The sequence below is a fragment of the Bartonella taylorii genome, assembly GCF_023920105.1.
Taxonomy (GTDB): Bacteria; Pseudomonadota; Alphaproteobacteria; order Rhizobiales; family Rhizobiaceae; genus Bartonella; species Bartonella taylorii.
The window spans coordinates 504,616-530,284 of the sequence record NZ_CP083693.1; the positions used below are offsets into that span (position 1 = coordinate 504,616).

The window sequence follows — 25,669 nt, forward strand, 5'->3', positions numbered from 1 at the left end:
CTTTTTTATGAGAAGAAGAGGGTGGTCGTTATATGAATTGACATGGCATTTTCATTTTAATTTGGTATTTGTACGATTATTCCGTCTACGCCACCAATCCCCTAACAGGAGTAAAATAGGAGCGGCAATAAAGATAGAGGACGATGTTGCAATTATAATTCCAAAGACCATGGGCAATGCAAAATTATGGACAGCGCTTCCGCCCCATATCGCCATAGGTAACATAGCGAGAACCGTGGTAGCTGATGTAAAGAGACAGCGGATAAGAACTTGGTTAATTGAGAGATCAATGAGTTCTCGCAACGGCATTTTTTTATAAAGACGCATATTTTCGCGCATTCGATCATAGACAACGACTTTATCATTTATGGAATAACCAACAATTGTTAAAAGAGCAGCGATGGCTGTTAAATTGAAATCAAATTGAAATAAAGCAAAAAAACCAATCATTTTGGTGGTGTCTAAGATGAGCGTTACAATTGCTCCAACTGCAAAGAACCATTCAAAGCGCAACCATATATAGAGAGACATAGCAATTGCAGCTAGAATAACAGCAGTAAAAGCAGCGGTGGCAAGCTCGCCTGAAATTTTGGGGCCAACAACCTCTATCTGATCGAATGTGACATCAGGATAGATATTTTGTACAGCTGTTTTGACCTTATCAATGACGATGCTTTGTTGTGCTTCGCTGCCATTTTGTTTCTGCATGCGAACCAGTACAGTGTTTGCATTATCAATATTTTGCAACGTAACTTCACCAATGTTCAGGGTAGAAAGCTTAGAACGTAAGGTTGCTAAATCTGCCGGTGCTTTTGTGGTAATACTCATTTGGCTGCCACCAATGAAATCAATTCCGAAATTCAATCCAGGCTTAAAAAACAGAAAGACTGAAGCAATTGATAAAATAATTGAGACACCAATACCAATGAAGCGCGCTTTCATAAAGCGGAAGTTTGTATTTTGTGGAATGATATTGAAAATAGAGTGAAGATGCAGAGTTTTAATTTTCCACTTACGGATTACCCAAATCATCATGATGCGCACAATTGTGATATTCGTGAACATGGAGATAATAATGCCAAGCAACATTGTTACAGCAAAACCGCGAACAGGACCGGTACCAAACCAAAAAAGTAAAATAGTTGCAATAATTGCAGTAACATTTGCATCAATAATGGTTGCGAAAGCGTGTTTGAAACCACGGTCTAAGGCTGCAAAGGCGCTGACACCTTTTCGGCTTTCTTCCCGGATTCGTTCATTGATGAGAATATTGGCATCAACAGAGATACCAATGCCTAAAATAATACCAGCAATACCTGGTAGTGTGAGTGTCGCACCGAGGAGACTTAGTGCAGCAAATGTTAAAATAGTGTGGAGTGCTAGTGCTATATTCGCAATGATTCCCCAAATTCTGTAGAGAAGGAAAATAAAAACTGTAACAAGAATAAAGCCGATTATGCCGGTATAAAGCCCCATTTGGATGGCGTCAGCACCAAGATTTGGGCCTACAGTTCTCTCTTCAATTACCGTTAATGGTGCAGGTAAGGAACCAGCACGGAGGAGCGCAGCCAGAGTTGATGCTTCTTTGGGATCAAAATTTCCTGTAATTTGACCTTGTCCATTGGGAATGACGCTATTGATGGTAGGAGCTGTCAAAACTTTGTTATCAAGAACGATTGCAAAAGGGCGGTTAATATTTTGTCGTGTTATATCTGCAAATATCTTTGCACCAGCGGAATTCATGGTAAATGAAATAATAGAACGTCCTGGCATTTGCGGATCAAAACCTGCACGGGCGTCTTTCAGTACATTTCCGTCTAAGGCGATTTGATTATAAATTGCGTAGCGTTGTGTCTCATCCGTATATCCAGGAAGAATTGAAACACCTGCGGGTGGTTTATTTATATCCACATTAGAGGGCACAAGATGAAAGGACATCTTAGCAGTTGTTCCTAAAAGATCACGCAGCTGCTTTGGGTCTTGTAAGCCTGGCAGTTGAACCATAATACGATCGGTTCCTACCTTTTGGATGGCTGGCTCACTAACACCAACTTGATCTATACGTCGACGGATGATTTCTAAGCTTTGTTCAACAGCATTGCTAATACGATCCTTCATACCAGCTTCAGTTAATATGATACGGATAGTTTCATTTTGAACACTGATGGTGATGTCATTGGCTGTAGAGCCAAAGCTACTGTGTATGGGGGTTATCAATGTCTTCAAAGCTGAGAGGGCTTTTTCAATTTGTGATGGATCAGAAATAAGTGCAACAACACCCCCTTCGATGATACGAACACTTGTTGTATGAATTTGTTTTTCACGGAGTATGTTACGCACATTTGCTAAAATTATGTGTAATTGATCGCGTTTTAATGTTTTGCTATCGACTTCAAGTAGGAGAGAAGAGCCTCCTTGAAGGTCAAGCCCAAGTGTCACACGGGTGTTGGTTAAGAATTGTGAGTTTGTAACCTGTTCTTGCGAAAACAAATTGGGTAAAGCGACGTAAATGCTGCTTAAAAGGATAAAACAATAAAGGGTAGTTAACCAACCGGGTGTACGCATGATATATTCCGCTAATAGGCAATCTAATAGTTATTAAAGTTAAAGGCAGAGATAAGATGATAGTTGCATAATTCAACCAAGAGGGGGAGCGCGTTTATTTAAAAAAAATTGTGTTTGAAGATTTCCAAGCTGTTTGCAAATAATTACAGCATTCATTAAAAAGCGCTTTAATGCAGAGATGTTTTGAAAAGCACTGATAGGCAGAACAGGATCTGTATGAAGTATTCCAAACTTTTTCTTCTCAGTTGTTGCAACTCTTAATTGGGCATGCTTGTTATGTAGTTCCAGCGTATTTGTTTTAACTACATTACTTGCTTGTGGCTGTTTGAGCCAATAGGTGCGTGTTCCTAGATTATTTACCAACAATATGCCAAAGCTGGACAGAAGAAACCAAGTCGCAAAAGGGAGAAAATTTTCTTTTTTGCAATAGAGGTGCAAAAAAAGCATGCTCAAATCCCTTCTTTTTAATCTTATTGAGTCCACTACTATTAGTCTCACTCTTATTATCAGTATTATAGGAAGAGGGAAAGCTTTTATAAGATTATTCTACAAAAGTTGAAAATATTTGCCTCATGTCATATTCTAAGAGGGGGGGGTAGATTCCTCTTTATACATCTAAGGTAGATATGTCTTCATTTTTTAGAAAAAAATTACGTATACTTTTCTTTATTTGGGGGATTATTGTTGTATTCAGCTCTTGTGCATGGGGGGGGCTTGGATCGCAAAATGCAATCATTGAACAAGCAATAACTTCTCACTTAGTTGATGAAATTATTCAACAAAAACAGCTTATTATTAAGGATCTTGAACGTGATACAGAAACTTTAAAAAAAGACTTTGAAAATAAATTAGAAGATGAGCGTTCTTTGTCACAACTGCGGTTGCGTGCACGAGATATCGCTAAACGTGCTATAGAAGAAGCCTTTGTTTTGCGTACTCCTCTTAATGATATTAATACACTTCTTGATCAATTAACAGAGCTCCGTGATGACCTAAAAGACTTGAAAATCTTAAGTAAGGAACGCTCTCATTTAATAGAGAAAAAAGCTAAGATTAATAATATAGTGCTTCAATTTGAAGCAATCTTTTTGACCACAAATAGAATAGCCGAACTTGCTATTTCTCAATCTCGAGAGCTTTTTAAACGCACACTTACACATAGGCTTGAGTTTTCGCTCTCGATGGTTAAACATCTCGCCGAGAAAACCAAAGAGGCTTCATCTGATTTTCTTTTTCTGTTGAGCTCTTGGTGGAATTTCGTATTTTATTTCAAATTATTACAATTATTTCTTTCTTTTTTGATTCCGCTTTTAATTGCTTTGGGACTTTCTTATTTTTCTCATAAAGTTCTTGCACATATGCGCTGCCACTTTACCAAGAGCAATGAGGAAGTATCTTATTTACAACGCTTATTGATCGCTTTTGTTTCAGTTCTTTTACCTTCGCTTATATGCGTTGTTTGCGTTTATCTTGTATTATTCTTGTTCCGTGGTTTTAGTTTGGATCCAGGGAAGCTCACAACAGTATTTGATATGGTAGGGTGCCAAATTATATTAATCTTTTTGATAAATCGTTTAGCCGTTGTTCTTTTATCATCGAATATGCCCCATATACATCTTCTCAATATTGCACCGTCGGCAGCACATCAATTGGTGATTTTACTTACTTCTTTAGGTGTAATTTTGGCATTTGATGCTGTTCTCGATAGTATTTATCAAATAGTTTCAGCCTCTCTTTCTCTGACAATAGCTAAAAGTTTCGTTGCTGTTTTTTTGGTAGCGATACTACTGTTTATTATTTCGTTTGTGCCTTTGCGGTTTAGACGTGGGGATTTTCAAAGTGAAGAGAGAGAGCCGCGCTTTTGGCCACTTTATATACGTATTCCTCTCATTTTATTGGGAGTATTGCTGATTGTGATGGATTTTTTAGGCTATGTCGGTCTGGCACGTTTTATTATGCAGCAAATTATAATCGGTGGGGCATTTTTAGTTTTAATGTATTTGGGGATGAAAAGCGCTCAAGTACTTGGGACTAAAGGCCAATTTATGAAAACGAGCGTTGGCCATGTTTTAATGCAACGGTTGCATTTAGAAGAAAAAACGATGAATCAATTAGGGGTTGTTATTAGTATTTTCCTCAATTTTTTTGTTGTCGTATTTTGTGTAATGCCAATTGTTGCGCAGTTTGGATTTTCGTATTCCGACTTTAGAGCAGTGTTGTGGCAGTTGATTACTGGTTTCCAAATTGGAAATGTGTCTATTTCTTTGATTTCTATTGTAACGGGGATAGTTGTTTTTTTCTCTTGTTTTTTCGTCATTCGTCAATTTGTCGGTTGGCTGGATGGCACTGTATTGGCACATGGTGAATTTGATCCTGGTGTGCGTAATTCTATCAAAACGGTTATAAGTTATTGCGGTGTTGTCGTGTCAGTTTTGATAGGGCTGTCAATGGCAGGTTTAGATCTTAAAAATTTTGCGCTTATTGCTGGTGGGCTTTCGCTTGGTATAGGTTTTGGCTTGCAAAATATTGTTCAAAATTTTGTCTCTGGGCTGATTATTTTGGTTGGGAGACCATTTAAATTAGGAGATTACGTAGAATCTGGATCAGTAGGTGGTATTGTTAAACGTATTAGTGTGCGTGCAACAGAACTTGAAACGTTTCAGCGTAAGACGATCATTATTCCTAATTCAAGTCTTATCAATAATAATGTTAGTAATTGGACTCGGCGTAGTAAAATGGGGCGTATTGACATTCCTGTTACTGTTTCCTCCAATCTTGCTCCAGATCGTGTTGTTGAAATTTTATTAGAAATTGCTTCTGCAACAGAAGGGGTTTTAAAAAATCCTGCACCACAAGTGAGTTTTACTGCATTTGATAGTAAGAAATTTTCATTTAATTTGGCTATCTATGTGCCTAATATCACTTCACCCTCTAAGGTGACTAATACTCTTCGCTTTGTATTATATAAGCGTTTTGTTGAGGAAGGAATTTTAGAATGCTAAAATATTTTCATATTTTTATGGTAGCCGCACTGTTGGATATTTTGATTATGAAAGCTTTTGCAGCAACGGTGAGGAATACTGATTTAAAGGCACAATCTCTCATTATTGTTGAAGGGAGTATACCTTTAAATATCTCGTTGAATGCTCATCAAACAGTTAAAATTTGTATGAAGGGGTGTTTTATTACTTTTCCTAATAAAGACCGTTTTGTAGTAATGGCAGAAGATAATATAGAAATCAGTAAGGGTAGAGCAATTTTCAAATAAAATGATTTAAGGTTTTTGTTATTCAGTAAAATTTGGAAATACAATGATGTCATCTTGCATTCATAAAAAGTTTTATGATTATAGAGAGGGGCGAAGTTATGATTTTAGTATGAGATTGCACATTGGGTAAGTAAGATAGATAGATTTTTTTATGTGCAGAATCTGAAATATGTATTTTCAGTGTGCTAATCCTTAAACATTTTTAAAAAATAAACAACTGAAATAAAATCAGTTGTTTATTTTCTTTTGTGACTTTCGTTGTATATTTTGCACGTATGGAATAATTTTATTGTTATACGATAAATGTATTTGACATCGTTTTTTCTTATTATTCAATAAGATAATTTATTTTTTAATGTATTTATGGTAATATTTGATGAATAACGATGATGTTAAAATTCATCGACATTATTTCATATGGGATGCTTCAGGTAAACAGAATATTGAATGAACTAATTTTGGATCTTTGATGCGACAGTTTGAATGAGAAGAGTATGATAGTTTTATTTTTAAAAAGAAAATATCACAGCTATTTTGGATAAAACCTCATATTTCTAAGTATTAATATTTATTAAATATTAAAATTTATTTACTAATCTTAAATTTTGATGTAATTATAGAAGAGTATATGTGATTTTGCAGCGTAAAATTTTAAGCACTTTGTTTTTTAAAATGTGATTTTTGATTATATTTGAATAATAGCAGTGGGGTATAATTTTATGAATACAAAATTTATAACAGCATTCGTTTTTACTTTCGTTTCAGCTTCTATAGTACAGGCAGCAGATGTGGTTGTTCCTGAACAGCCAGAACATGTTGCTTCATCAGTTATTGTTTCTCCACCTTTTTCTTGGACAGGTTTTTATTTCGGAGGTCAAGTTGGTGGTTTTTCAAGTAAGCTTTCTGCAACTGCTCCTGATGTTGATATTCCTCTTTTTCCTGATAAGGAAAGTAAAGATAAAAAGTGGGTACCACTTGAGAAGGAATATTTACCTGAACTTTCTGGTTTTGTAGGTGGTCTTTATTTAGGTGCCAATATGGATCTTGGCAATAATTTTATCTTGGGTATTGACACAGATATACTTCTTTCTGGTCGAAAAGATACAAAAACTAAAGTCTATCATGCTGGTTCTGCTGCGGCTGGAGGTGGAAAGACTCCAGAGAGTGGAAAGAAGTCAGCAGAATCTCCAGAGAGTGGAACAGACACAGATGGAGGAGCAGACACAGATGAGGGAACTACGGAACAGAACAAACGAGAAAGGGGTAAGAAATTAAGAAATGGGGTAAACAGAGATGTAGGAGGGACAGAAAAGGACAGCGTAACTGTTAGCCACAAATTAAAAGAGAAATGGGTTGGTGCCACACGGATACGTGTTGGTTTTTCTGCTGATCGTATTATGCCGTATATCTCGGGTGGTATTGCTTATGGGCAATTTCAAGATATACTGTCGACATCGGTTACTGGAAAAGAGCCCTTTAGTGCTACATCAGATGATACAAAGATGATGATTGGTTATACTCTGGGTGGTGGTGTTGACTTTGCAGTGGCAGATAATGTTATTTTACGTGCGGAATACCGTTATTCAGATTTTGGTAAAAAGAAATTCAAAGATGAGATTGAACTTAAGTATAAGACAAATGATTTGCGTATTGGTGTAGCTTATAAATTTTAATTTTTGTGAGCTTAAATTGATTTGCAGAGGTCCTATCTTTGATGGGGCCTTTGTTTTTATTTGCTATCCTATAGAATATTATTTTTGTGGAGATAAGGAAGCCTTTAATTTTTAATGCTTGTGATGAAGTGAGAATAACTGTGAGATTTCCATTTTTTAGAATGAAAACTTTCAAGGTCATTGGCGCGACTAAAATACATGTTCAAAAAGGAGTTAGATTCGCAATCAAGTCCGCTAAGTGCTCTTTGGTAATGTTATAATGGAGTTGCAAAAGGTGGTTTAGAAGGTGTTTAATTTTTTTGATCTAATAACCTATTGAAAATAAGGGGAAATCCACATACTGTGGTGCGGACGGCGGGACTTGAACCCGCAAGGTCTTAGACCGGCAGATTTTAAGTCTGCTATGTTTACCGTTTTCATCACGTCCGCGATAAGAGCTCTCTCATAAGCTATATCTTTTATTGAATCAAGAATTAATGATTAAGAGCAGAACTTTTCGTATTTGGTTCAATTTCTGACTGACAATGGTTGTCTTTATAGTTAGAAGGAGCCTGTATAATATTAACGAAGCATGAAATGATTGGTGTTATGAGTAGTAAATTTATTCGAGACGTAAATAAAGCTATGGTGGCTTTGCATCATGTGTTTGCTGAAACACCACTTCAAAGAAATGATTTTCTTAGTCAAAAATATGATGCAGAAATTTATTTAAAACGTGAAGATTTAACACCAGTACGGTCATATAAGATTCGCGGTGCTTTTAATTTTGTTTCAGAGATGCTTGATAAGATCTCTCAAGATGCTGCATTTGTTTGTGCATCAGCGGGGAATCATGCACAAGGAGTGTCCTTTGTTTGTCGTTATTTTAAGCGTAAAGGCGTGATTTTTATGCCTGTGACGACTCCACAACAGAAAATTGATAAGACACGCGTTTTTGGTAAAGAGTTTATTGATATCCGTTTAGTTGGTGAGACGTTTGACCAATGTTATGCGGCTGCGCAGTCTTTTGCTGTGGAGAGTGGGGGGGTGATGGCACCACCTTTTGATGATATTCGCATTATTACGGGGCAGGCGACGATTCTTTGTGAGTCTGTTTTGCAATGGAAAAAACTTAATGGGGAGAGTGAGCCAGATTTGATGATTGTACCTGTAGGTGGTGGTGGTTTAGCTAGTGGTGTGAGCAAATTTTTACGTGAATATGGTTGGAAAACCGAGCTTCGTTTTGTTGAACCACAAAGAGCTGCAAGTTTGCTTGCTTGTTTGAAGAGTGGAAAACGTGTCAAACTTGAAAATATCGATACATTTGTAGATGGTGCTGCTGTGGCTGAAATTGGTGCGTTAAATTACACAATGCTAAAGCAATTTTCACCCGATTCTGTTATTACAGTTCCTGAAAATCGTGTTTGTTCTACAATGGTTGAAATGCTCAACGTTGAAGGTGTAGTCCTTGAACCAGCGGGTGCTTTATCAATCGATGCTCTTAACAGTATTTCTTCTCAAGAGTTGAAAGGCAAAAAAATTCTTCTTGTTATTTCAGGTGGTAATTTTGATTTTGAGCGTTTGCCAGATATTAAAGAGCGTTCTTTGCGTTTTCAGGGTTTGAGAAAGTATTTTATTTTTAGTTTTCCACAACATCCTGGTGCGTTGCGTAATTTTCTTGCTCAACTCTCTCCAGATGATGATATCGTGCGCTTTGAATATTTTAAAAAATCGGCTAGAAACTTTGGCTCTGTGCTAATTGCAATTGAAACAAAAAAATACGATAACTTTTGTCTCTTAGAGAAAAAGTTTCAAGCTTTAGGTTGGCGTTATCGTGATATTACTGACGATCAAACATTGTTTGATTTTGTTATCTGATAAACTAAAATTTTTGCTAAACGAGAAATATTAAGAATGAAATCTGTTTTTTATTTTTTACTGAGTCTATTCTTGTTTTTAAGTGTTGCTAAACAGATTTTAGCATTTGAGCCAGCGATAATACAAAAAGCTGAACTTTCAAGATTAGTTGTTGATGTTAATAGTGCTGTAAAAAATGGGAATTTTGCATCTATTTCTGCTTATATGCCTGATCGGCTTTATAAAGAAATGGCGCGCCGATTGAAGACGACAGAGGATAATTTACGTCACAGTTTTCTTCAACAGGTGCGTGTTCAATTTGAGAGTTTGCCTGATGGTGCTTATCTTTTAGATGAAACAAACATAGACTATTTGCAAACTGATAAAGGTACTTTTTATGCTTTGATTCCGACTACGCTTGAGATGAAAGATCGCATCATCCAATATAAAACTTTGGCGATTTTTGATAAAACGCAATGGTATTTGATCTATGGTGGTCAGAAAACTTTACAAAATCCAGTTTTTCTGGAAATTTATCCTGATTTTAATGGGGTAAACTTACCGAAGGAGACAATAATAAAGAAATAAGTGATTAAAACATTGTGTTTCTTGTTTGTGATAAATAACTTTCGCAAAGTACTTGCTTTTTTGTCATAATCCTACGATAATACAAATGAAGGTGTTTAAGCTGGTTAATTGGCTTTTTGTAGAATGAAATTTATGCACCTTTCTCCTTGATTTCAGGGTGTTCATTGGGTGCGCAAATCGCTCTTTCAGGCGTTGCTTCACAAGTTTGTAATATCAAGATCTTTTTTGCGCGGATTCTTGAGTAACAGAGTTCAGCTTGTTACTTGTTTAGAGTCGTTGAGCTGAGGAAAGATTTTATTTTGACTATAAATAGAGAAAATATTTTCATAAAGTTGGGTTTATCTACTCTTTTGAGTAAAAACTTGCTCATGGCTGGTATGAGTAAACCTACACCTATTCAAGAAAAAGCTATTCCAGTGATGTTGAATGGGCATGATATATTAGGTATTGCACAGACAGGTTCTGGGAAAACTTTGGCATTTAGTTTACCTATTCTAAGCCAGATTTTGGCTTTAGGCGATAAACGCTGCCCTAAAACTGCGCGGGCTTTGATTTTGGTTCCTACGCGTGAACTCGCTGTTCAGATTGATGAAACAATTCGTGTTGCTGCGAGAGGAACGCATCTTTCAACATGTCTTATTTTTGGTGGGGTATCACGTTTAAAACAAATTAAACGCATAGGAGCTGGTGTGGATGTTTTGATAGCAACGCCAGGGCGGTTAAGAGATCTTGTTCGTGAAAAATGCGTTGATCTTTCTCAATCTCGTTTCTTAGTTTTGGATGAAGCAGATCGTATGTTAGATATGGGGTTTATTAATGATGTACAGCAAATCGCAAAGCTTTTGCATCAAGAGCGTCAGACAGCGCTTTTTTCTGCGACAATGCCGAAAGAAATTACTGTACTTGCAAAGTGTTTGCTCAATGATCCAGTAAAAATAGAGGTTACTCCTCAAGGGACGACTGTTGCAGAAATCACTCAGAAATTATATTGCGTTCCTACCAGTGAAAAAAAGAATGTTTTAGGTAAACTTTTGACAAATCCAGCTCTCACTTCGGTCATTGTTTTTACTCGAACTAAACATGGTGCTGATGCTGTCACGCGTACTTTAACAAAGATAGGGTATTCTGTTGCGACAATTCATGGAAATAAATCGCAAAGTGCTCGCCAGTCTGCCTTAAAAGCTTTTCGTGAACGGGCTGTGCGGATTCTTGTTGCGACAGATATTGCAGCGCGCGGTATTGATGTACTAGGAATAAGCCATGTTATTAATTACGATTTACCAGATGAAGCTGAAAGTTATGTGCATCGTATCGGTCGCACAGGACGTAATGGTGCGTCTGGTGAAGCACTCACACTTTTTGATGAAGGAATAGAAGGAGCGCGGTTACGTGCTGTAGAACGCTTGATTTCTATGCGGTTAGTGCGTGAAGCTGTTCCAGTACAGTTTGCTGCATTTCCAGAAAAGCTGATTGTGTCAGAAGATGAAAAAATCGAAAACAGTAAACTTTGTTTTAGAAAATCTAAACGTCAGAAGCGGTTTTTGAATTGTAAAGATAAAGCTGAACAATTACAGGGCAAAAATTCTCCATCTCCAAATGAAAGACATAAAAAAGCAAAGGCGGCTGCAAAGCGTGTGAAATCTTTGCGTTTTCGCAAGTCAGTGCAGAAGGCAGCTTGAGTAAAATATTTAGAAGAAATCGTGAGCTTAGAATATTTTCTTCTTTTCGATTTCTTCTCAGTTTAAATGAAGAAAAGAGAAATACAAACAACACTCTTGCAAAAATAAGAGAGCTTTTTAAAGGCTCTTATTTTTTAAAATGAAAACATTTTGCATGTCTGGTATAATCAAAAAATCTCTTGGAGAGAAATTATCACTCGTATTACTCAGTAGAGGCGACTTTGAAAAATTTATTCTCTCATATCTATTGGTGTATACTCCATTTTTAAAGATGTGAATAAATACAAACATTAATTAGTAATAGGGATATGTTATTTTGTTTTTTTATGCTGACTTATAATATAGGATATGTTATAGTTGAAGAAAATTATTTCAGTATCCTTCCAACTTAATTGCAATAATATTTTGGCATATCTGGAGATGATATTGATAGATTTTCGCTTTCGTTTGATACTCATTGCAATTGGAAGAACAGAATGCAGGGCGATTTGCCTTCTTCCCCCATATTTTTTGAGTAATAGGAATTTTTATTATGTTTGATAATAAGTGAATAATATCTGATAATAAGACTTTAACTATTGTCTTTCAATTGATTTGTTTAGTTATGAGATTGTTGATATGTCATAGGCTCGTTGAATAATTTTTCATAACAGAACTTATTAGAACTCAAAGAATAGCTAGAAAAATCAAAAAATAATGCACTTTACAAAAGCGTACTTTAAATTCTGTTCTCTTGAATCTACTTGTACTTTTTAATCTTAAAAAACGCTATTAAAAACAGAGTGGCTCCCCGGGCCGGATTCGAACCAGCGACCAACCGGTTAACAGCCGGTTGCTCTACCGCTGAGCTACCGGGGAACAGTGCCAAATTATTCAACTGCAAGGGCTATAGCAAAGCAATACTGATTTGCAAAGGATAAAATTACTTTTTTTAAAAAAAATGTCATAAATCGCAGAAGAAGAGGAAAAAAGAGCAGAGAAGATTTTCTATACCTTGACGGATGCGTTGCCTTCCCTTATTGACATTTTTATGTTTGTCGACGAGGCCTCGTGGCAGAATGGTTACGCAGAGGACTGCAAATCCTTGTATCCCGGTTCGATTCCGGGCGAGGCCTCCAGTTGGTTTTAAATAAAATGGCTTTGAGGGGATAATATGCGCAAGTAAACGGCTTTCTTTTATGGTAAGAGATTTCATCACGAGAAATAGTGCGGTTAGAATCTAATTGTTGACTGTAGCGTACTTTTTTGTAACACCCACAGTAAAAGATTTTAGGCCCTCATTATCGCCGTTTTGTTGTGGTTTTTGTTGTATGTAGGAGAAGATGGTCGTTATGGTTGCAGATTTTGCAGAGCTTCGCCGCAAAATGGTCGACAATCAAATTCGTACAGTAGATGTGACGGATTTATCGGTTCTTGAAGCTTTTTTAACGGTACCGCGTGAAGATTTTATACCAGAAGATACAAGAGCCTTAAGTTATCTTGATAGCGATATTATTGTATGTCCTGCGCAAAATGGATTACCTGCGTGCTATTCAATGGGGCCTGCTTCTCTCGCAAAATTATTACAGCTTGCGGCTGTAAAATCATCAGATATTGTTTTAGATATTGGTGCAAATAGTGGTTATTGTACGGCATTGCTTTCAAAGCTTGCACGGTCTGTGATTGCATTAGAAAATAATAAAGCTCTTTCGGAACGAGCAGCTAAGATTTTAGAACGTAATCAATATGATAATGTGGTTGTGATTCATGGCCCTTTGGAGCAGGGATATGCCGTCGAAGGACCTTATGATCTGATTTTTATCGAGGGTTCAGTTGATTTTATTCCGGAGGGGATCTTTGATCAAATGAAAGACACTGGACGTCTTGTTGTGGTTGAAGGACAGGGTAATTCCGGTGTTGCACGAATCTATGTAAAACAAGATGGTATCATTGCGGCTAGTTGTGCTTTTAATCTCGCTGTAAAGCCCCTTCCTAGTTTTTTAAAAACACCTGATTTTATATTTTAGTGTTTGTTTTGTTTGTGAATAAAAGATAGTTTTATGATTAATTTAGAGTGTGTTATTGTGTTCAAAATAAACAAGAAATTTCAAGCCTGTTTGTTGCTAGTTTTGAGTCTTTTACTATCAGGGTCGGTTGGTGCTGAAACATTGATGGATGCTTTTGCTAAAGCGTATATACACAATACTAAATTAAATAGTGAGCGGGCAGCTTTACGTATTTCAAGTGATGATGTAGTTATTGCACGGTCGGGGTTGTTGCCGCAAATTGAGGGGATTGGAAGTTATGGGCGGAATAAGTCTATGTCTGGTCCTTATATAACTTCTGGGTCTATAGGAATAAGATTAAATCAAAGATTATTTGACGGTTTTGTTACGCAAAACATGTTTTCTTCAGCTCAGGTTAAGCTGCAGGCACAGCATGAATATCTTCGTAATACTGAGCAAAATACCTTTCTCGATACTGTAACAGCATATGCTAATGTATATCAAGCACGTCGTGTTGCTGATCTTCGTAGAGAAAATTTGGCGGCTCTTGAAGAGCAAGTTCGTTCCAATAAGGCAAAATTTGATGTGGGAGAGGGAGGGCGTGTTGATCTTTCCCAAGCGCAAGCTGCGCGTTCTGTGGCTGTTTCAGAACTGAGTCTTGCACGTGCTGATGTAAAATCAGCAGAGGCAGTTTATCGACAAGTTATTGGTTCTGATCCTGAAAAATTAACATATCCACCAGTGGCAAAAGATTTGCCGGTTAGTCTTGATGCGGCTTACCAAATGAGCGTTGCATTGCATCCAGCGATTCTTTATGCAAAATATTTGGTTGATGCTAGCCTTTACAATGTAAAGGCAAAAGAAGGAGCGTTGCTTCCTAAAGTTGATTTTTCTGCAACAGCGTCTTATAATCGGATTTACAATGGTGCTGGGGAGGATGGTGTTTCTAAATCAATAGGATTGTCTTTAAGTGTTCCAATTTTTGAAGGGGGGCGTACATCTGCTCAGATTCGCCAGTCCAAGGAACAACTTGGACAAGCTCATCTTCAACTTGATTTAGCTCATAGTAATATAAGACAGTCTCTTACCTCTGCTTGGTTTCAGTTAAAGGGGGCACGCGCATCTGTCGTTGCTTATCGTGAAAGTGTACGTGCTGCTGAAATTGCTCTTAAAGGTCGTCTTCAAGAAAATCGTGTGGGACAGGCGACGACATTGGATGTTTTAAATTCTCGAACTCTGTTGATTAATGCTCAGATTGCGCTTGCTACGGCAGAACGTAATGCTGTTATAGCAAGCTATAGTGTTCAATCTTCTATTGGTAAATTAACTGCAGGTTATTTAGGTTTAAAAACAGTAAAATATATCCGATAATGCTTAAAAGTGGCTTTTAATCTGCAAATAGTTTTAATTTTTAAAAGGTCAGAAAATCCGTAGTTGAGCATGTTGAAAAAGATAGTGGTTGGATATTGTTTTATATAAAGAAGGAAAGTTGTGTATAGCGTCTTCTTCGTGACAATTATGTTTGAAAATATAATGGCATGTTTGAAAATATAATGGGAGATCATGTTGATCTTATGATTCTTTTCCTTACACTAAAAGTGTGATTCTGTTTGTTGTTGCGTCTTTGAGAGGTTTTAAAGTATGGTACAGAGTTCAAGCGTATTACGTGAGCCAAGTATGGATGAAATTTTGACATCTATTCGTGAAATAATCGAAGAAAATGCAGTTCAACCTGATCACTTTTTAAATGAAGATGTTGCAGTGAATGCGTCTGCAGATCGTTCACCAGTCGCACCGGAAGGTGTTTATGATACGGCTTTATCGGTTGATGATGCGATGAAGGCTTTGGCTGATCGTATTGGTCTTTCTTCTGAAAATCACGATTTTTCTTTAACACAAGAGAAAGAGAATAGGGTGGAAGGAAGTGATACGGTTGGTGCGGATATGCAAAAGATGAAGTTTTCTTCTGAAGAACAGCGTTCTGTTCATAAAACAAAAGAGTATGGTGATGAGGTTTGTACATTACACTCGGAAAATGTGGCTGCTGGTCATGTGGAATTGTCTGAATATTGTATTTCTTCTGCGGAGAAGATTGCAAAGGATGTCTTGCGTCCAGCTATAGCAGAATGGTTACAGTCTAAATTGCCTGTTTTACTTGAGAATATTTTACGTGAAGAGATTGTTAAGGCAATTAAAAAGTCGTCTTAACTCTTCGTTATTTTTGCGTTTTTCATTTTATTTTATAAGGATTTTGTTTGCAATTTTGCAGGCTTAATATGAATATGTGAGGATTGCAAAGGATATGATCAGATTTTAGATCATATATTGCGTTTTTCAGCGGCGTTATGGATGGATGGAATGTTAGAAAAAAACTATGATGCTGCTTCCATAGAGCAACGGGTTGCGAAGAGGTGGGAGGCTCGTGGTGCTTTTAAAGCGGGAGCGGGTTCAAAAAGTGATGCAGAGGCTTTTTGTGTTATGCTTCCGCCTCCCAATGTTACGGGTTCACTTCATATGGGGCACGCACTCAATACGACAATTCAAGATATTGTGGTTAGATTTCAGAGGATGCGTGGTAAGAATGTGTTATGGCAGCCTGGCATGGATCATGCAGGGATTGCTACGCAGATGGTTGTCGAGCGTCAACTTGCCGAGCGTCAAGAGCCTACGCGTCAAGAAATGGGTCGAGAAAAATTTGTTGAGCGTATTTGGGAATGGCGTCACAAAACTGGAGGTGTTATTGCAAACCAGCTGCGTCGTCTTGGTGTTTCGTGTGATTGGTCGCGTGAGCGATTTACAATGGATGAAGGTTTGTCTCAAGCTGTTCGTGAAGTTTTTGTTACACTTTATAAACAAGGGTTAATATATAAGGATAAGCGCTTGGTTAATTGGGATCCTAAATTGTTGACGGCTATTTCGGATCTTGAAGTTGAACAAAAAGAAGTCAAAGGCCATTTGTGGCACTTTAGGTATCCACTTGAAGGTAAAGTTTTTGATCCGAATGATGCCACAACTTTTATAACAGTGGCGACAACACGGCCAGAAACAATGCTTGGTGATACGGGAATTGCGGTTAATCCTGAAGATGATCGTTATAAAAATCTTATAGGTCAAAACGCTGTTTTGCCGCTTGTTGGTCGTAGGTTATTGATTGTTGGCGATGCTTATGCAGATCCTGATGAAGGAAGTGGTGCTGTAAAAATTACACCAGCACATGATTTTAACGATTTTGAAGTAGGGCAGCGCAACAATCTACGTTTGATCAATATTTTTACGAAAAAAGCGGAGATTTTTCTACGTGAGAATGAAGCATTTTTTGATGGTTTGATTTTATCGGATGAATTAAAAATATTGGTAGAAAATCTCGATAAATCTGATCGTTTTGTTGCGCGCGATAAGATTGTTTCTTTAATGGAAGAGGGAGGATATTTAGCAGCTGTGGATGATCATCCACACACTATTCCTCATGGGGATCGTAGTGGAGTACCTATTGAACCATTCTTGACAGATCAATGGTATGTCCATGCTGCAGAATTAGCTAAGCCAGCGATAGAGGCTGTTCGTCAAGGGGAAACACAATTTGTTCCCGATAGTTGGAAGAAAACCTATTTCAATTGGATGCAAAATATTCAACCTTGGTGCATTTCGCGCCAATTATGGTGGGGGCATCAAATACCGGCTTGGTATGGTCCTGATGGTACGGTTTTTGTTGAAAAAAGTGAGGAAGAAGCTTTGGATTCAGCTCTCTCTCATTATGGTGAAATGGTTGAATTAACCCGTGATCAAGATGTTTTAGATACATGGTTTTCATCAGCTCTTTGGCCTTTTTCAACGCTAGGCTGGCCCAATAAAACGACTGAATTAGCCACTTTTTATCCAACATCTCTATCCGTTACAGGATTTGATATTATCTTTTTCTGGGTTGCCCGTATGATGATGATGGGGCTTCACTTTATGGGTGAGGTTCCTTTCCCAACGGTTTATGTGCACGCTCTCGTTCGAGATCAGAAGGGGGCAAAAATGTCAAAGTCGAAGGGGAATATAATTGATCCATTGGAGCTCATTGATCAATATAGTGCAGATGCATTGCGTTTTACTTTGGCTATTATGGCGGCACAGGGGCGTGATGTAAAACTTGATCCCTCTCGTATTGCAGGTTATCGTAATTTTGCTACGAAATTATGGAATGCTACCCGATTTGCACAGATGAACGGTGTTAAGCATGATCCTACTTTTAAGCCAAAAAAAGTGAAACTTGCACTTAATCGTTGGATTTTAACAGAGTTATCTAAAACTGTTTCTCTAGTGACCGCTGGTATTGAAAATTATAAGTTTAATGAGTCTGCTAGTGCGCTTTATCGCTTCATTTGGAATACACTCTGTGATTGGTATTTGGAGCTTCTCAAACCTATTTTTCAAGGTTCGAATGAGGATGATAAAAGTGAGGCTCAAGCCTGTACTGCTTGGGTTTTAGATGAGGTTTATAAACTTCTTCATCCTTTTATGCCTCATGTGACGGAGGAGTTGTGGTCTCTTACAGAAACGCCAAGCATGAAGCGTGAAGATGTGCTAGCATTGATACAATGGCCAGAGGAAGAGTTTGTAGATGAAGAGGCTGCTGCCGATATTAATTGGCTTATTGATGTTGTCAGTGAGCTTCGGTCTGTTCGTTTTGAAATGAACATTCCAGTAGGGGCATTAGCACCTCTTGTTATTGTAGAGGCAGGGGATTTAACGCAAGAGCGTGTGCAGCGTTATGGTACTCTTCTTAAAAAGTTAGCGCGTATTGAAACAATAAATTTTTCTGATAAAGTTCCAGCTGTTTCAGCGCAAATGATTTTTGGAGAGGCGATTTTTTGTTTACCATTGGGGAAATTGATCGATCTGGAAGCTGAACGTGCTCGTTTGATGAAAGACGTTAGTAAAATTGAGCAAGATATTGAAAAAATATCGGTTAAATTAAACAATCCAAAATTTATAGCAAATGCAAGATCGGAAATTGTTGAGGTTGAACGTAACAGAATTGTAGAATTGCGTGCTACGCAAAAAAAAATATCTATTGCTTTAGAGAGATTGGTGTAATTGGACCTTTTATTCTATTCTTTCCATGGACAACTTCATGCCATTAGGTTACTGATTGATAGGTTTTCTTTGAAAAATGTTCTTTTCTTTAATTTCATCTTTTTACGTTTATAAAATAGTAAGTTAATACTGTATTATGTTTATTTACCTCTAATCTTGCTTGTTGTTCTCCATTTAAATGATTTATTAATCATATATTGTAATCTATTCTAAAACTGCTTTTTAGTATATGTGTTCTTCTATTGAACAACATAATGAGAATATTAAAACAACCAAATGCTATATACCAAGAGATCTGATATAAAATACAGAACGATAACTTATGATTAAAAATCGTTTCATTGTCCATAAAAATGAGAGTTTTTTGTCAGATATTTTGGTAGATTTTGTTTTATTCATCTTTCTGCTAGAATATAAGGTATTGGAAATAGCTTGTTTCTCTTACTAAAAGGGTTTCGAATACATAAAAAGAAATTTGTGATAAATGTAATGATTAAAACTGAGATGAGGGGAGAAGTTTTAGATGGTAAACGGGCTTAGAGTATGGGAAAAAGTCTCGATTATTGCTACTTTGGGAGGAGCTCTTTTGCTTGCTTGTGTGATAGATGCAAATAGCGCGCAGAAAGCTATTGACAATTCGTTTTATTTTTTGAAACGTGGTATGTCTGCTTATAAAAATGGGCAAATAAATCAGGCACTTTCAGCGTTGCGTTGTGCAGCGGATATGGGAAATATTGGTGCACATTGGAAGCTTGGCTATATCTATGCAGAGGGTGATGGTGTCCCTGAAGATGATTATAAGGCATACAATTTTTTTGCGTATATTGTTGAAAAAGGTGCTGATCTTGGTTCAGAGGATGAAAGTTATATTTCTGATGCATTGGTTAAACTTGCGGGTTATATAAAAAAAGGTATCCCTCATTCACCTGTAAAACCTAATCCTTCTTATGCTGTTCGTCTTTATATGCAGGCTGCGGTGAATTATAAAAATCCTAAAGCTCAGTACTATTTAGGAAAAATATTTTTAAAGGGGGAGGGAAGAGAAAAAAACCTTGTACAGGCGGCACGATGGTTCCAGCTTTCTGCAAGAAAAGGAAATCCTCCTGCTCAGGCGATGTTTGGGAATATGCTGCTTCAGGCAGGAAAAGTTGTTCGCGGCACAGCATTACTAACTGCAGCCTATGAAAAAGCGAATGTAAAAGATCGGGATTGGATTCGTCCTATGCAAGAACACGCTTTTGCCATTTGTGATGAATTTGAAAAGGGTATAGTGATGTCGCTAGTTGGTGATATTTTAAAAAATAACAGTTTTTGAATATTTTATTGCAATATTTAGCAGCTTCTCTGGCACTAAATCTTCATCTCTTATGTTTGGCTTACAACAGAGATGTTTTTTAGGGATATTATAATATGATGGTTAATGGCTAAGGATTTTAGATAAAAAATCCTGCGTACGAGGTGTTCTGGCTTGTGGATCAGAAAAAAACTCTTTAGATGAGCAATCTTCAAGGATTTTTCCTTGATCCATGAAAATAATACGCTCAGACACTTTTTGCGCAAATCCCATTTCATGTGTTACACAAATCATCGTCATACCTTCTTCTGCTAAACTAATCATAACATCGAGTACTTCACCCACCATTTCAGGATCTAGAGCAGATGTTGGTTCATCAAAAAGCATAACGAGTGGATTCATAGTTAAGGCGCGAGCAATAGCAACACGTTGTTGTTGGCCTCCAGAAAGTTGACCAGGGTATTTATTTTTATGTTCAATGAGTCCAACACGTTCAAGATATAACAAACCACGTTCAAGTGCTTCTTTTTTGCTGCGCTTTAAAACTTTGATTTGTGCAATTGTTAAATTTTCTGTGACAGACAAATGTGGGAAAAGCTCGAAATGCTGAAATACCATTCCTACATGGCTGCGTAATTTAGGCAAGTTTGTTTTTTTTGAGTGAACTGGTATTCCATTAATCCAAATCTCCCCCTTTTGAAAAGGGACAAGGGCGTTAATAGTTTTAATGAAGGTTGATTTTCCTGAGCCCGATGGACCACAAACTACAACAACTTCTCCTTTGTTAATATTGGCTGTGCAGTTTTTAAGAACATTAATTTCGCCATACCAGTTGGAAACATTTTTTATTTCGATCATATGATTAGACATTTTTTTTCCTGTTAGCGAATAATGGATATTTTTTTCTGTAGATACAGAACTATTTGCGATAGTGTGAAACAGATAACAAAATAAAAAATAGCTGCCAAGACATAAGCTTCTTGCTTCACACCAAAATTATTAGCAACAATATCAAAACCATTCAAAAGGCTATTCCCACTGATTGCGTAAACAAGCGTTGTATCCTGAAAGAGGATAATGACTTGTGTTAAAAATACTGGAAGCATATCTCTAAAAGCTTGAGGCAGAATTACAACATACATATTTTGCCAATATGTCATTCCGAGAGCTTGCCCTGCCTGTTTTTGTCCTTGCGAAATAGAATTTATGCCGGCACGCATAATCTCGGCAAAATAAGCGGTTTCAAATGCAGTAAAGGTAATGAGTGCTGATTTATTTGCACCAATTGATGTTCCAGTTAGGAAAGGTAAAAGGACAAAAAACCATAAGATAACCATAACAAGCGGTATTGAACGCATGGCAGTTATATAAATTATTGCAAGCCAAGAGAGTAGTTTTATAGAAGAAAGCCGCATCATTGCTAAAAGCGTACCGAAAATAAGTCCAAATACAGTCGCAAAAAGGGTTAGAAAAATACTAAAGAGCAAACCTGATAAGATGTAAGAACAGAATACATCAAAAGTAAAAAATGAAAAATCAAAATCTGAAAAATTGAAAGGAGAAGAAAATCCAAACTGAGAGGTTATAAAATTTATCATATTTAGTGTTCCTCTGTTTGAGAATTAGGAACTTTGAGCATTTGCTCAATTATTGTCATAATAATAAATACGAATAAGGCTATAAAAATATAAAGAATTGTGACTATGAGATAGTTTTCATAAACATGACTTACTTCTTCGATTGTTTGGTATTGGAATTGCATCAGTTCATTTATTGAAACGGCGAATGCAATAGACGAATTTTTCACAATGCCCATTGCTTCTGAAGTAAGCGGTGGCATGATTGTGCGCATAGCGCGCGGTAATATGATATAACGATAAACTTGGTAAGTCGTAAATCCCATTGCCATAGCTGCGTGGCGCTGTCCAGAAGGAATCGCTTCAATGCCTGAGCGGACCTGTTCTGCGATACGGGCGGATGTGAAGAATCCCAAGGCACATGTTATTAAGAGAATGGGTGAAAAGTTCATCGCTGGTGGATAAACTTTAGGTACAACAAAATACCATAAAAATACTTGTACAAGCAAAGGAATGTTACGCATGATCTCTACCCACATACTTCCAATAGCACGTAATAAGCAGCGGATCATGGAAGTATTAGGTAGAGTGCGCATTGTTCCTATAATGATGCCTAAAAGTACCGCTAAGATTAGTGAAGAGACCGATAATATAACTGTATTTTTTAAGCCATCAAGCAGTGTATCTAGATAGGTATGACTTACACCAGGAGTGCCAAGACATCCCGCCACAAGTGCTTGGTTCAGATCATCTGTACAAAGGAAAGAAAAGTCCATTAATTAATATTTCCTAAATTTAGTCATCTGCAAAACAGAATAATAAATCAGCAGTATTTTTACATATGCTGAATTTATTAAAAAATAAACTAAAATATAACCACACTCAATTTTCAAAGAGTGTGGTTATTCTTTTCTAATACTACAAATTATTCTCTGTATAGTCTTCGCGAGGTTTATTATTTGGATGTTCCCAAGCATATCTTGTTGATTTAGATAAAGGAAGGTTGACAATAGCGTTTGCAGGCGGAGTTGGTTTCATAAACCATTTATCATAAAGTTTTTCAAGTGATTCGTCTTTGATTTGACGCACGATGCTATCATTAATTGCTTGTTCGAAGTTTTTGTCATTTAATCTGAGCATGCAGGCGATAGGTTCAACTGAAAGTACAGTATCTAGGATGATATAATCAGATGGATTTTTCGATTTTGTAATATGTCCCGCAAGAATTGAAGCATCCATAACAAATGCATCTGCACGACCAGATTCTAATAATAAGAAGCTATCTCCGTGATCTTTTCCTTTCACAACATTAAAGTGAATATTTTTTGCACGTTTATTTTTACGGATAAGCTGAACAGACGTTGTACCAGTGGTAGTCGCGACTGTTTTTCCATTTAAATCAGCAAGAGATTTAATGTTAGAGTTTTTCTTTACAGCAATTCGAACTTCTTCGACATAAGTGGTATAAGCAAATGTGGCTTCTTTACTACGAGCAACATTATTTGTTGTTGAGCCACATTCAAAATCATAGGTACTATTTTTCAAGAGGGGAATTCTATTTTGTGATGTGATAGGGAGATAATGAATTTTGATTGGTTTGCCAATTTTTTTTGAAATATCGTCGATAATACGCTCTGCCATTTCTGTGTGGAAACCTACATATTTGTCATTACCAAGGGCATAGGCTAGACCTGATGATTCACGGACACCCAGCGTGATCTCTCCTGTCTTCTTTATTTTTTCAAGGGTATCATTTCCAGCATGTGCGACACTTGTGAGCCCAATGGCAGTTGCTGCAATAAACATTAACAGTGATTTTCTCATTGATGTCCTCCATTCATTTACGATTTTTAGTGATTAATTTTATTGTTTAAGGTATTTTTTTATGCACGGTGTAGCACATTTATTTTCTAGGTGGGATATTTTTTATCACAATAAAATTAGGTGTTGTACTTTAGCTAACTGAAATTAAGGTGAATCCAAACGGGTACATGGTCTGATGGTTTTTGATATCCTCTTACTTCTGTTTGGCTATAAGCGCAGATAAGTTGATCAATAGCTTCTGGTGATAAGAGCAAATGATCAATGCGAATTCCGTTATTTTTGTGCCATGCAGCAGCTTGAAAATCCCAGAAACTGAATGAGGAGGTATCTGTTACATTACGAATGGCATCATAAAAACCTAAATGAATAATGCGTTGGAATGCTTGTCTTGTTTGTAGAAGAAATAAAGCGTCATGACTCCATTCTTGAGGATTTTTTGCATCTAATGGGGTAGGAATGACGTTGTAATCACCGGCTAGGACAAGGGGTTCTTCATACGCAAGTAATTTTTTTGCATGTACATACAATCTTTCCATCCATTCCATTTTATAAGGATATTTCTCGCTTTTGATAGGGTTTCCATTTGGCAGATAGAGGGATGCAACACGAACAATGCCTTTATTTGTTGAATAAACGGCTTCAATGTAACGTGTTTGTTCATCATTATCATTGCCAGGTAATCGACGGATCACTTCATCAGGTGTTTTTTTAGAGAGAATCGCAACGCCATTAAAACTTTTTTGTCCGTGTGTCTCTATGTGATAACCTAGTCTTTCAATTGCATCGCGTGGAAAATTCTCATCGGTACTTTTAATTTCTTGTAGACAGACGATATCCGGCTGATTGTGTTTTAGCCATTGATATAATGTTTCATGTCGTGCTTTTATTCCGGCAATATTCCACGTTACTATTTTCATTGTGTTTGTCTTAAATTGTGTGCAATTTATTAAATTGCTACGTTGAAATGTTTTATAAATAAATGCCCCTGATATTATGTGGCCTTTTAAAATTATTGTATAGGAGATGTTCCTATGGTAATCTAGCTTATCAAGAACTCTTGTAGAAGTCCGATTAAAGCTTTGCAATGTTAATTATTTTTCATTTTTAAAAACTTTCTGATGTTTTAGTCCTTGACGAATGTATGTGTTCTCGCTATTAGAGATTACCACGGCCGATGTAAGAGTGATGTGTGTTTTTGGTTTTTATCCAGAGGGTCATTCAAACAGGTTTTTTAAAAGTTAAAAGCAAATGCCAGTGCAAGAGGCTATTGCCTTCTCTGCTTTTGATCGGGTAAGCTGTTTATAGCAAGCGTGCCCGATTTTGTGTGTAATTAGTATCTGCTCCGATTATCGGAGAAAAAAGAAAAAGCCCAAGTGGGTGAGACGAACGTAGATCGAATAAAGAGGAAGGTCGCATGCCTACCGTAAACCAGTTGATTCGCAAACCGCGTGTGGCGCCAGTTAAGCGCAATAAGGTTCCTGCTCTTCAGTCGAATCCGCAGAAACGTGGGGTTTGTACTCGTGTCTATACAACGACACCGAAGAAGCCAAATTCTGCACTTCGTAAAGTTGCTAAAGTCCGTTTGACAAATGGATTTGAGGTGATCGGTTATATTCCTGGAGAAGGGCATAATCTTCAAGAGCACTCTGTTGTTATGATTCGGGGTGGTCGTGTAAAAGATTTGCCAGGGGTTCGTTATCACATTATTCGTGGTTTGCTTGATACGCAGGGTGTCAAGAATCGTAAACAGCGTCGTTCTAAGTATGGCGCGAAGCGTCCAAAATAATATTGAGAGACAAAGCCAATGTCCCGTCGCCATAGAGCAGAAAAGCGTGAAATTAATCCAGATCCAAAATTTGGTGATTTGGTTGTTACAAAATTTATGAATGCCATTATGTTTGATGGTAAAAAGTCAGTTGCTGAGCGTATTGTTTATGGTGCGCTTGAGGTTGTGGAAAAGAAGGTAAAAACAGATCCCGTGGCTCTGTTTCATCAGGCGTTGGAGAATGTTGCTCCTCATATTGAGGTTCGTTCGCGTCGCGTTGGTGGTGCTACTTATCAGGTTCCTATTGATGTTCGTCCTGATCGACGTCAGGCTCTTGCTATTCGTTGGTTGATTTCAGCGGCGCGTGGTCGAAATGAGACGACAATGATTGATCGTCTTTCTGGCGAGCTGATGGATGCGGCGAATAATCGCGGTTCTGCGGTCAAGAAACGTGAGGATGTTCATCGTATGGCTGAAGCTAATCGTGCATTCTCTCACTATCGTTGGTAGGCGTGTTAAAAATTTAAGGCAAG

20 protein-coding genes and 3 tRNA genes are annotated in these 25,669 nt (G+C 37.2%); 14 read left to right on the forward strand and 9 right to left on the reverse strand.

Annotation, left to right across the window (positions count from 1 at the left end):
• Positions 1 to 51 precede the first annotated feature (51 nt).
• Together secD and LBE40_RS02050 are read right to left on the reverse strand one after the other, a co-directional pair.
• Positions 52 to 2,565 carry a protein translocase subunit SecD gene (gene secD / locus LBE40_RS02045; protein ID WP_004859278.1) on the reverse strand — a complete coding sequence of 838 codons (2,514 nt, stop codon included), beginning with the start codon at positions 2,563 to 2,565 and terminating at the stop codon, positions 52 to 54.
• A gap of 72 nt (positions 2,566 to 2,637) precedes the next feature.
• The gene (locus LBE40_RS02050; RefSeq protein WP_004859274.1) at positions 2,638 to 3,012 is read right to left on the reverse strand and encodes a hypothetical protein; all 375 of its coding nucleotides are present in this window, start codon (positions 3,010 to 3,012) and stop codon (positions 2,638 to 2,640) included.
• A 179-nt stretch (positions 3,013 to 3,191) separates the two neighbouring features.
• Between LBE40_RS02050 and LBE40_RS02055 the strand changes: the two genes are divergently transcribed.
• The 3 genes from LBE40_RS02055 (at position 3,192) to LBE40_RS02065 (ending at position 7,506) form a co-directional block, all read left to right on the forward strand.
• On the forward strand, positions 3,192 to 5,567 hold the full coding sequence (locus tag LBE40_RS02055; protein WP_004859272.1) for a mechanosensitive ion channel family protein: 2,376 nt from the start codon (positions 3,192 to 3,194) through the stop codon (positions 5,565 to 5,567).
• Positions 5,561 to 5,833 (forward strand): hypothetical protein, encoded by a 273-nt coding sequence (locus tag LBE40_RS02060; RefSeq protein WP_004859270.1) that lies wholly within the window; start codon positions 5,561 to 5,563, stop codon positions 5,831 to 5,833. The genes LBE40_RS02055 and LBE40_RS02060 overlap by 7 nt, the downstream gene beginning before the upstream one ends.
• Before the next feature lie 719 nt (positions 5,834 to 6,552).
• A complete protein-coding gene (locus tag LBE40_RS02065) occupies positions 6,553 to 7,506 on the forward strand; it encodes an outer membrane protein (RefSeq protein ID WP_004859267.1) in 954 nt (317 codons plus the stop codon).
• A 343-nt stretch (positions 7,507 to 7,849) separates the two neighbouring features.
• Here LBE40_RS02065 and LBE40_RS02070 read toward each other — a convergent pair.
• A tRNA-Leu gene (locus LBE40_RS02070) sits at positions 7,850 to 7,935 on the reverse strand.
• A gap of 147 nt (positions 7,936 to 8,082) precedes the next feature.
• On the opposite strand from LBE40_RS02070, the gene ilvA reads away from it, so the two are divergent.
• From ilvA to LBE40_RS02085, 3 genes are all read left to right on the forward strand, one after another.
• Positions 8,083 to 9,363 carry a threonine ammonia-lyase IlvA gene (gene ilvA, locus LBE40_RS02075; RefSeq protein ID WP_004859265.1) on the forward strand — a complete coding sequence of 427 codons (1,281 nt, stop codon included), beginning with the start codon at positions 8,083 to 8,085 and terminating at the stop codon, positions 9,361 to 9,363.
• A gap of 36 nt (positions 9,364 to 9,399) precedes the next feature.
• The gene (locus LBE40_RS02080) at positions 9,400 to 9,930 is read left to right on the forward strand and encodes a hypothetical protein (RefSeq protein WP_004859261.1); all 531 of its coding nucleotides are present in this window, start codon (positions 9,400 to 9,402) and stop codon (positions 9,928 to 9,930) included.
• Between the two features lie 299 nt (positions 9,931 to 10,229).
• Positions 10,230 to 11,609, forward strand: coding sequence for a DEAD/DEAH box helicase (locus LBE40_RS02085; RefSeq protein WP_040296912.1), 1,380 nt, complete (start codon positions 10,230 to 10,232; stop codon positions 11,607 to 11,609).
• 783 nt (positions 11,610 to 12,392) lie between these two features.
• On the opposite strand, the gene LBE40_RS02090 is transcribed toward LBE40_RS02085, so the two are convergent.
• Positions 12,393 to 12,467, reverse strand: a tRNA-Asn gene (locus LBE40_RS02090).
• A gap of 186 nt (positions 12,468 to 12,653) precedes the next feature.
• On the opposite strand from LBE40_RS02090, the gene LBE40_RS02095 reads away from it, so the two are divergent.
• From LBE40_RS02095 to LBE40_RS02120, 6 genes are all read left to right on the forward strand, one after another.
• Positions 12,654 to 12,727, forward strand: a tRNA-Cys gene (locus tag LBE40_RS02095).
• Positions 12,728 to 12,940: 213 nt separating this feature from the next.
• A complete protein-coding gene (locus LBE40_RS02100) occupies positions 12,941 to 13,615 on the forward strand; it encodes a protein-L-isoaspartate O-methyltransferase family protein (RefSeq protein ID WP_004859255.1) in 675 nt (224 codons plus the stop codon).
• 33 nt (positions 13,616 to 13,648) lie between these two features.
• Positions 13,649 to 14,965 carry a TolC family outer membrane protein gene (locus LBE40_RS02105; protein ID WP_004859253.1) on the forward strand — a complete coding sequence of 439 codons (1,317 nt, stop codon included), beginning with the start codon at positions 13,649 to 13,651 and terminating at the stop codon, positions 14,963 to 14,965.
• A 270-nt stretch (positions 14,966 to 15,235) separates the two neighbouring features.
• Positions 15,236 to 15,802: a DUF2497 domain-containing protein gene (locus LBE40_RS02110; protein ID WP_004859250.1), complete on the forward strand. Its 567-nt coding sequence runs from the start codon at positions 15,236 to 15,238 to the stop codon at positions 15,800 to 15,802.
• 150 nt (positions 15,803 to 15,952) lie between these two features.
• A complete protein-coding gene (locus LBE40_RS02115; RefSeq protein ID WP_004859248.1) occupies positions 15,953 to 18,676 on the forward strand; it encodes a valine--tRNA ligase in 2,724 nt (907 codons plus the stop codon).
• Between the two features lie 523 nt (positions 18,677 to 19,199).
• The gene (locus LBE40_RS02120) at positions 19,200 to 19,991 is read left to right on the forward strand and encodes a tetratricopeptide repeat protein (protein WP_004859245.1); all 792 of its coding nucleotides are present in this window, start codon (positions 19,200 to 19,202) and stop codon (positions 19,989 to 19,991) included.
• Positions 19,992 to 20,093: 102 nt separating this feature from the next.
• On the opposite strand, the gene LBE40_RS02125 is transcribed toward LBE40_RS02120, so the two are convergent.
• The 5 genes from LBE40_RS02125 to xth form a co-directional block, all read right to left on the reverse strand.
• Entirely contained in the window at positions 20,094 to 20,840 is a 747-nt protein-coding gene (locus tag LBE40_RS02125) for an amino acid ABC transporter ATP-binding protein (RefSeq protein ID WP_004859242.1), read from the reverse strand.
• Positions 20,841 to 20,851: 11 nt separating this feature from the next.
• The gene (locus LBE40_RS02130; protein WP_004859239.1) at positions 20,852 to 21,568 is read right to left on the reverse strand and encodes an amino acid ABC transporter permease; all 717 of its coding nucleotides are present in this window, start codon (positions 21,566 to 21,568) and stop codon (positions 20,852 to 20,854) included.
• A 2-nt stretch (positions 21,569 to 21,570) separates the two neighbouring features.
• Positions 21,571 to 22,323: an amino acid ABC transporter permease gene (locus LBE40_RS02135; RefSeq protein WP_004859236.1), complete on the reverse strand. Its 753-nt coding sequence runs from the start codon at positions 22,321 to 22,323 to the stop codon at positions 21,571 to 21,573.
• Positions 22,324 to 22,465: 142 nt separating this feature from the next.
• Entirely contained in the window at positions 22,466 to 23,371 is a 906-nt protein-coding gene (locus LBE40_RS02140) for a transporter substrate-binding domain-containing protein (protein ID WP_004859232.1), read from the reverse strand.
• A gap of 134 nt (positions 23,372 to 23,505) precedes the next feature.
• A complete protein-coding gene (gene xth, locus LBE40_RS02145; protein WP_004859230.1) occupies positions 23,506 to 24,288 on the reverse strand; it encodes an exodeoxyribonuclease III in 783 nt (260 codons plus the stop codon).
• 497 nt (positions 24,289 to 24,785) lie between these two features.
• On the opposite strand from xth, the gene rpsL reads away from it, so the two are divergent.
• Positions 24,786 to 25,157 carry a 30S ribosomal protein S12 gene (gene rpsL / locus LBE40_RS02150; RefSeq protein ID WP_004859227.1) on the forward strand — a complete coding sequence of 124 codons (372 nt, stop codon included), beginning with the start codon at positions 24,786 to 24,788 and terminating at the stop codon, positions 25,155 to 25,157.
• An 18-nt stretch (positions 25,158 to 25,175) separates the two neighbouring features.
• Positions 25,176 to 25,646: a 30S ribosomal protein S7 gene (rpsG, locus tag LBE40_RS02155; protein WP_004859225.1), complete on the forward strand. Its 471-nt coding sequence runs from the start codon at positions 25,176 to 25,178 to the stop codon at positions 25,644 to 25,646.
• Positions 25,647 to 25,669: the final 23 nt, after the last annotated feature.

Bases quoted from the DNA above. Each gene is read 5' to 3' on its own strand.
- secD (WP_004859278.1), bottom strand. From the start codon at position 2,565: ATGCGTACACCCGGTTGGTTAACTACCCTTTATTGTTTTATCCTTTTA.
- LBE40_RS02050 (WP_004859274.1), bottom strand. From the start codon at position 3,012: ATGCTTTTTTTGCACCTCTATTGCAAAAAAGAAAATTTTCTCCCTTTT.
- LBE40_RS02055 (WP_004859272.1), top strand. From the start codon at position 3,192: ATGTCTTCATTTTTTAGAAAAAAATTACGTATACTTTTCTTTATTTGG.
- LBE40_RS02060 (WP_004859270.1), top strand. From the start codon at position 5,561: ATGCTAAAATATTTTCATATTTTTATGGTAGCCGCACTGTTGGATATT.
- LBE40_RS02065 (WP_004859267.1), top strand. From the start codon at position 6,553: ATGAATACAAAATTTATAACAGCATTCGTTTTTACTTTCGTTTCAGCT.
- ilvA (WP_004859265.1), top strand. From the start codon at position 8,083: ATGATTGGTGTTATGAGTAGTAAATTTATTCGAGACGTAAATAAAGCT.
- LBE40_RS02080 (WP_004859261.1), top strand. From the start codon at position 9,400: ATGAAATCTGTTTTTTATTTTTTACTGAGTCTATTCTTGTTTTTAAGT.
- LBE40_RS02100 (WP_004859255.1), top strand. From the start codon at position 12,941: ATGGTTGCAGATTTTGCAGAGCTTCGCCGCAAAATGGTCGACAATCAA.
- LBE40_RS02105 (WP_004859253.1), top strand. From the start codon at position 13,649: ATGATTAATTTAGAGTGTGTTATTGTGTTCAAAATAAACAAGAAATTT.
- LBE40_RS02110 (WP_004859250.1), top strand. From the start codon at position 15,236: ATGGTACAGAGTTCAAGCGTATTACGTGAGCCAAGTATGGATGAAATT.
- LBE40_RS02115 (WP_004859248.1), top strand. From the start codon at position 15,953: ATGTTAGAAAAAAACTATGATGCTGCTTCCATAGAGCAACGGGTTGCG.
- LBE40_RS02120 (WP_004859245.1), top strand. From the start codon at position 19,200: ATGGTAAACGGGCTTAGAGTATGGGAAAAAGTCTCGATTATTGCTACT.
- LBE40_RS02125 (WP_004859242.1), bottom strand. From the start codon at position 20,840: ATGTCTAATCATATGATCGAAATAAAAAATGTTTCCAACTGGTATGGC.
- LBE40_RS02130 (WP_004859239.1), bottom strand. From the start codon at position 21,568: ATGATAAATTTTATAACCTCTCAGTTTGGATTTTCTTCTCCTTTCAAT.
- LBE40_RS02135 (WP_004859236.1), bottom strand. From the start codon at position 22,323: ATGGACTTTTCTTTCCTTTGTACAGATGATCTGAACCAAGCACTTGTG.
- LBE40_RS02140 (WP_004859232.1), bottom strand. From the start codon at position 23,371: ATGAGAAAATCACTGTTAATGTTTATTGCAGCAACTGCCATTGGGCTC.
- xth (WP_004859230.1), bottom strand. From the start codon at position 24,288: ATGAAAATAGTAACGTGGAATATTGCCGGAATAAAAGCACGACATGAA.
- rpsL (WP_004859227.1), top strand. From the start codon at position 24,786: ATGCCTACCGTAAACCAGTTGATTCGCAAACCGCGTGTGGCGCCAGTT.
- rpsG (WP_004859225.1), top strand. From the start codon at position 25,176: ATGTCCCGTCGCCATAGAGCAGAAAAGCGTGAAATTAATCCAGATCCA.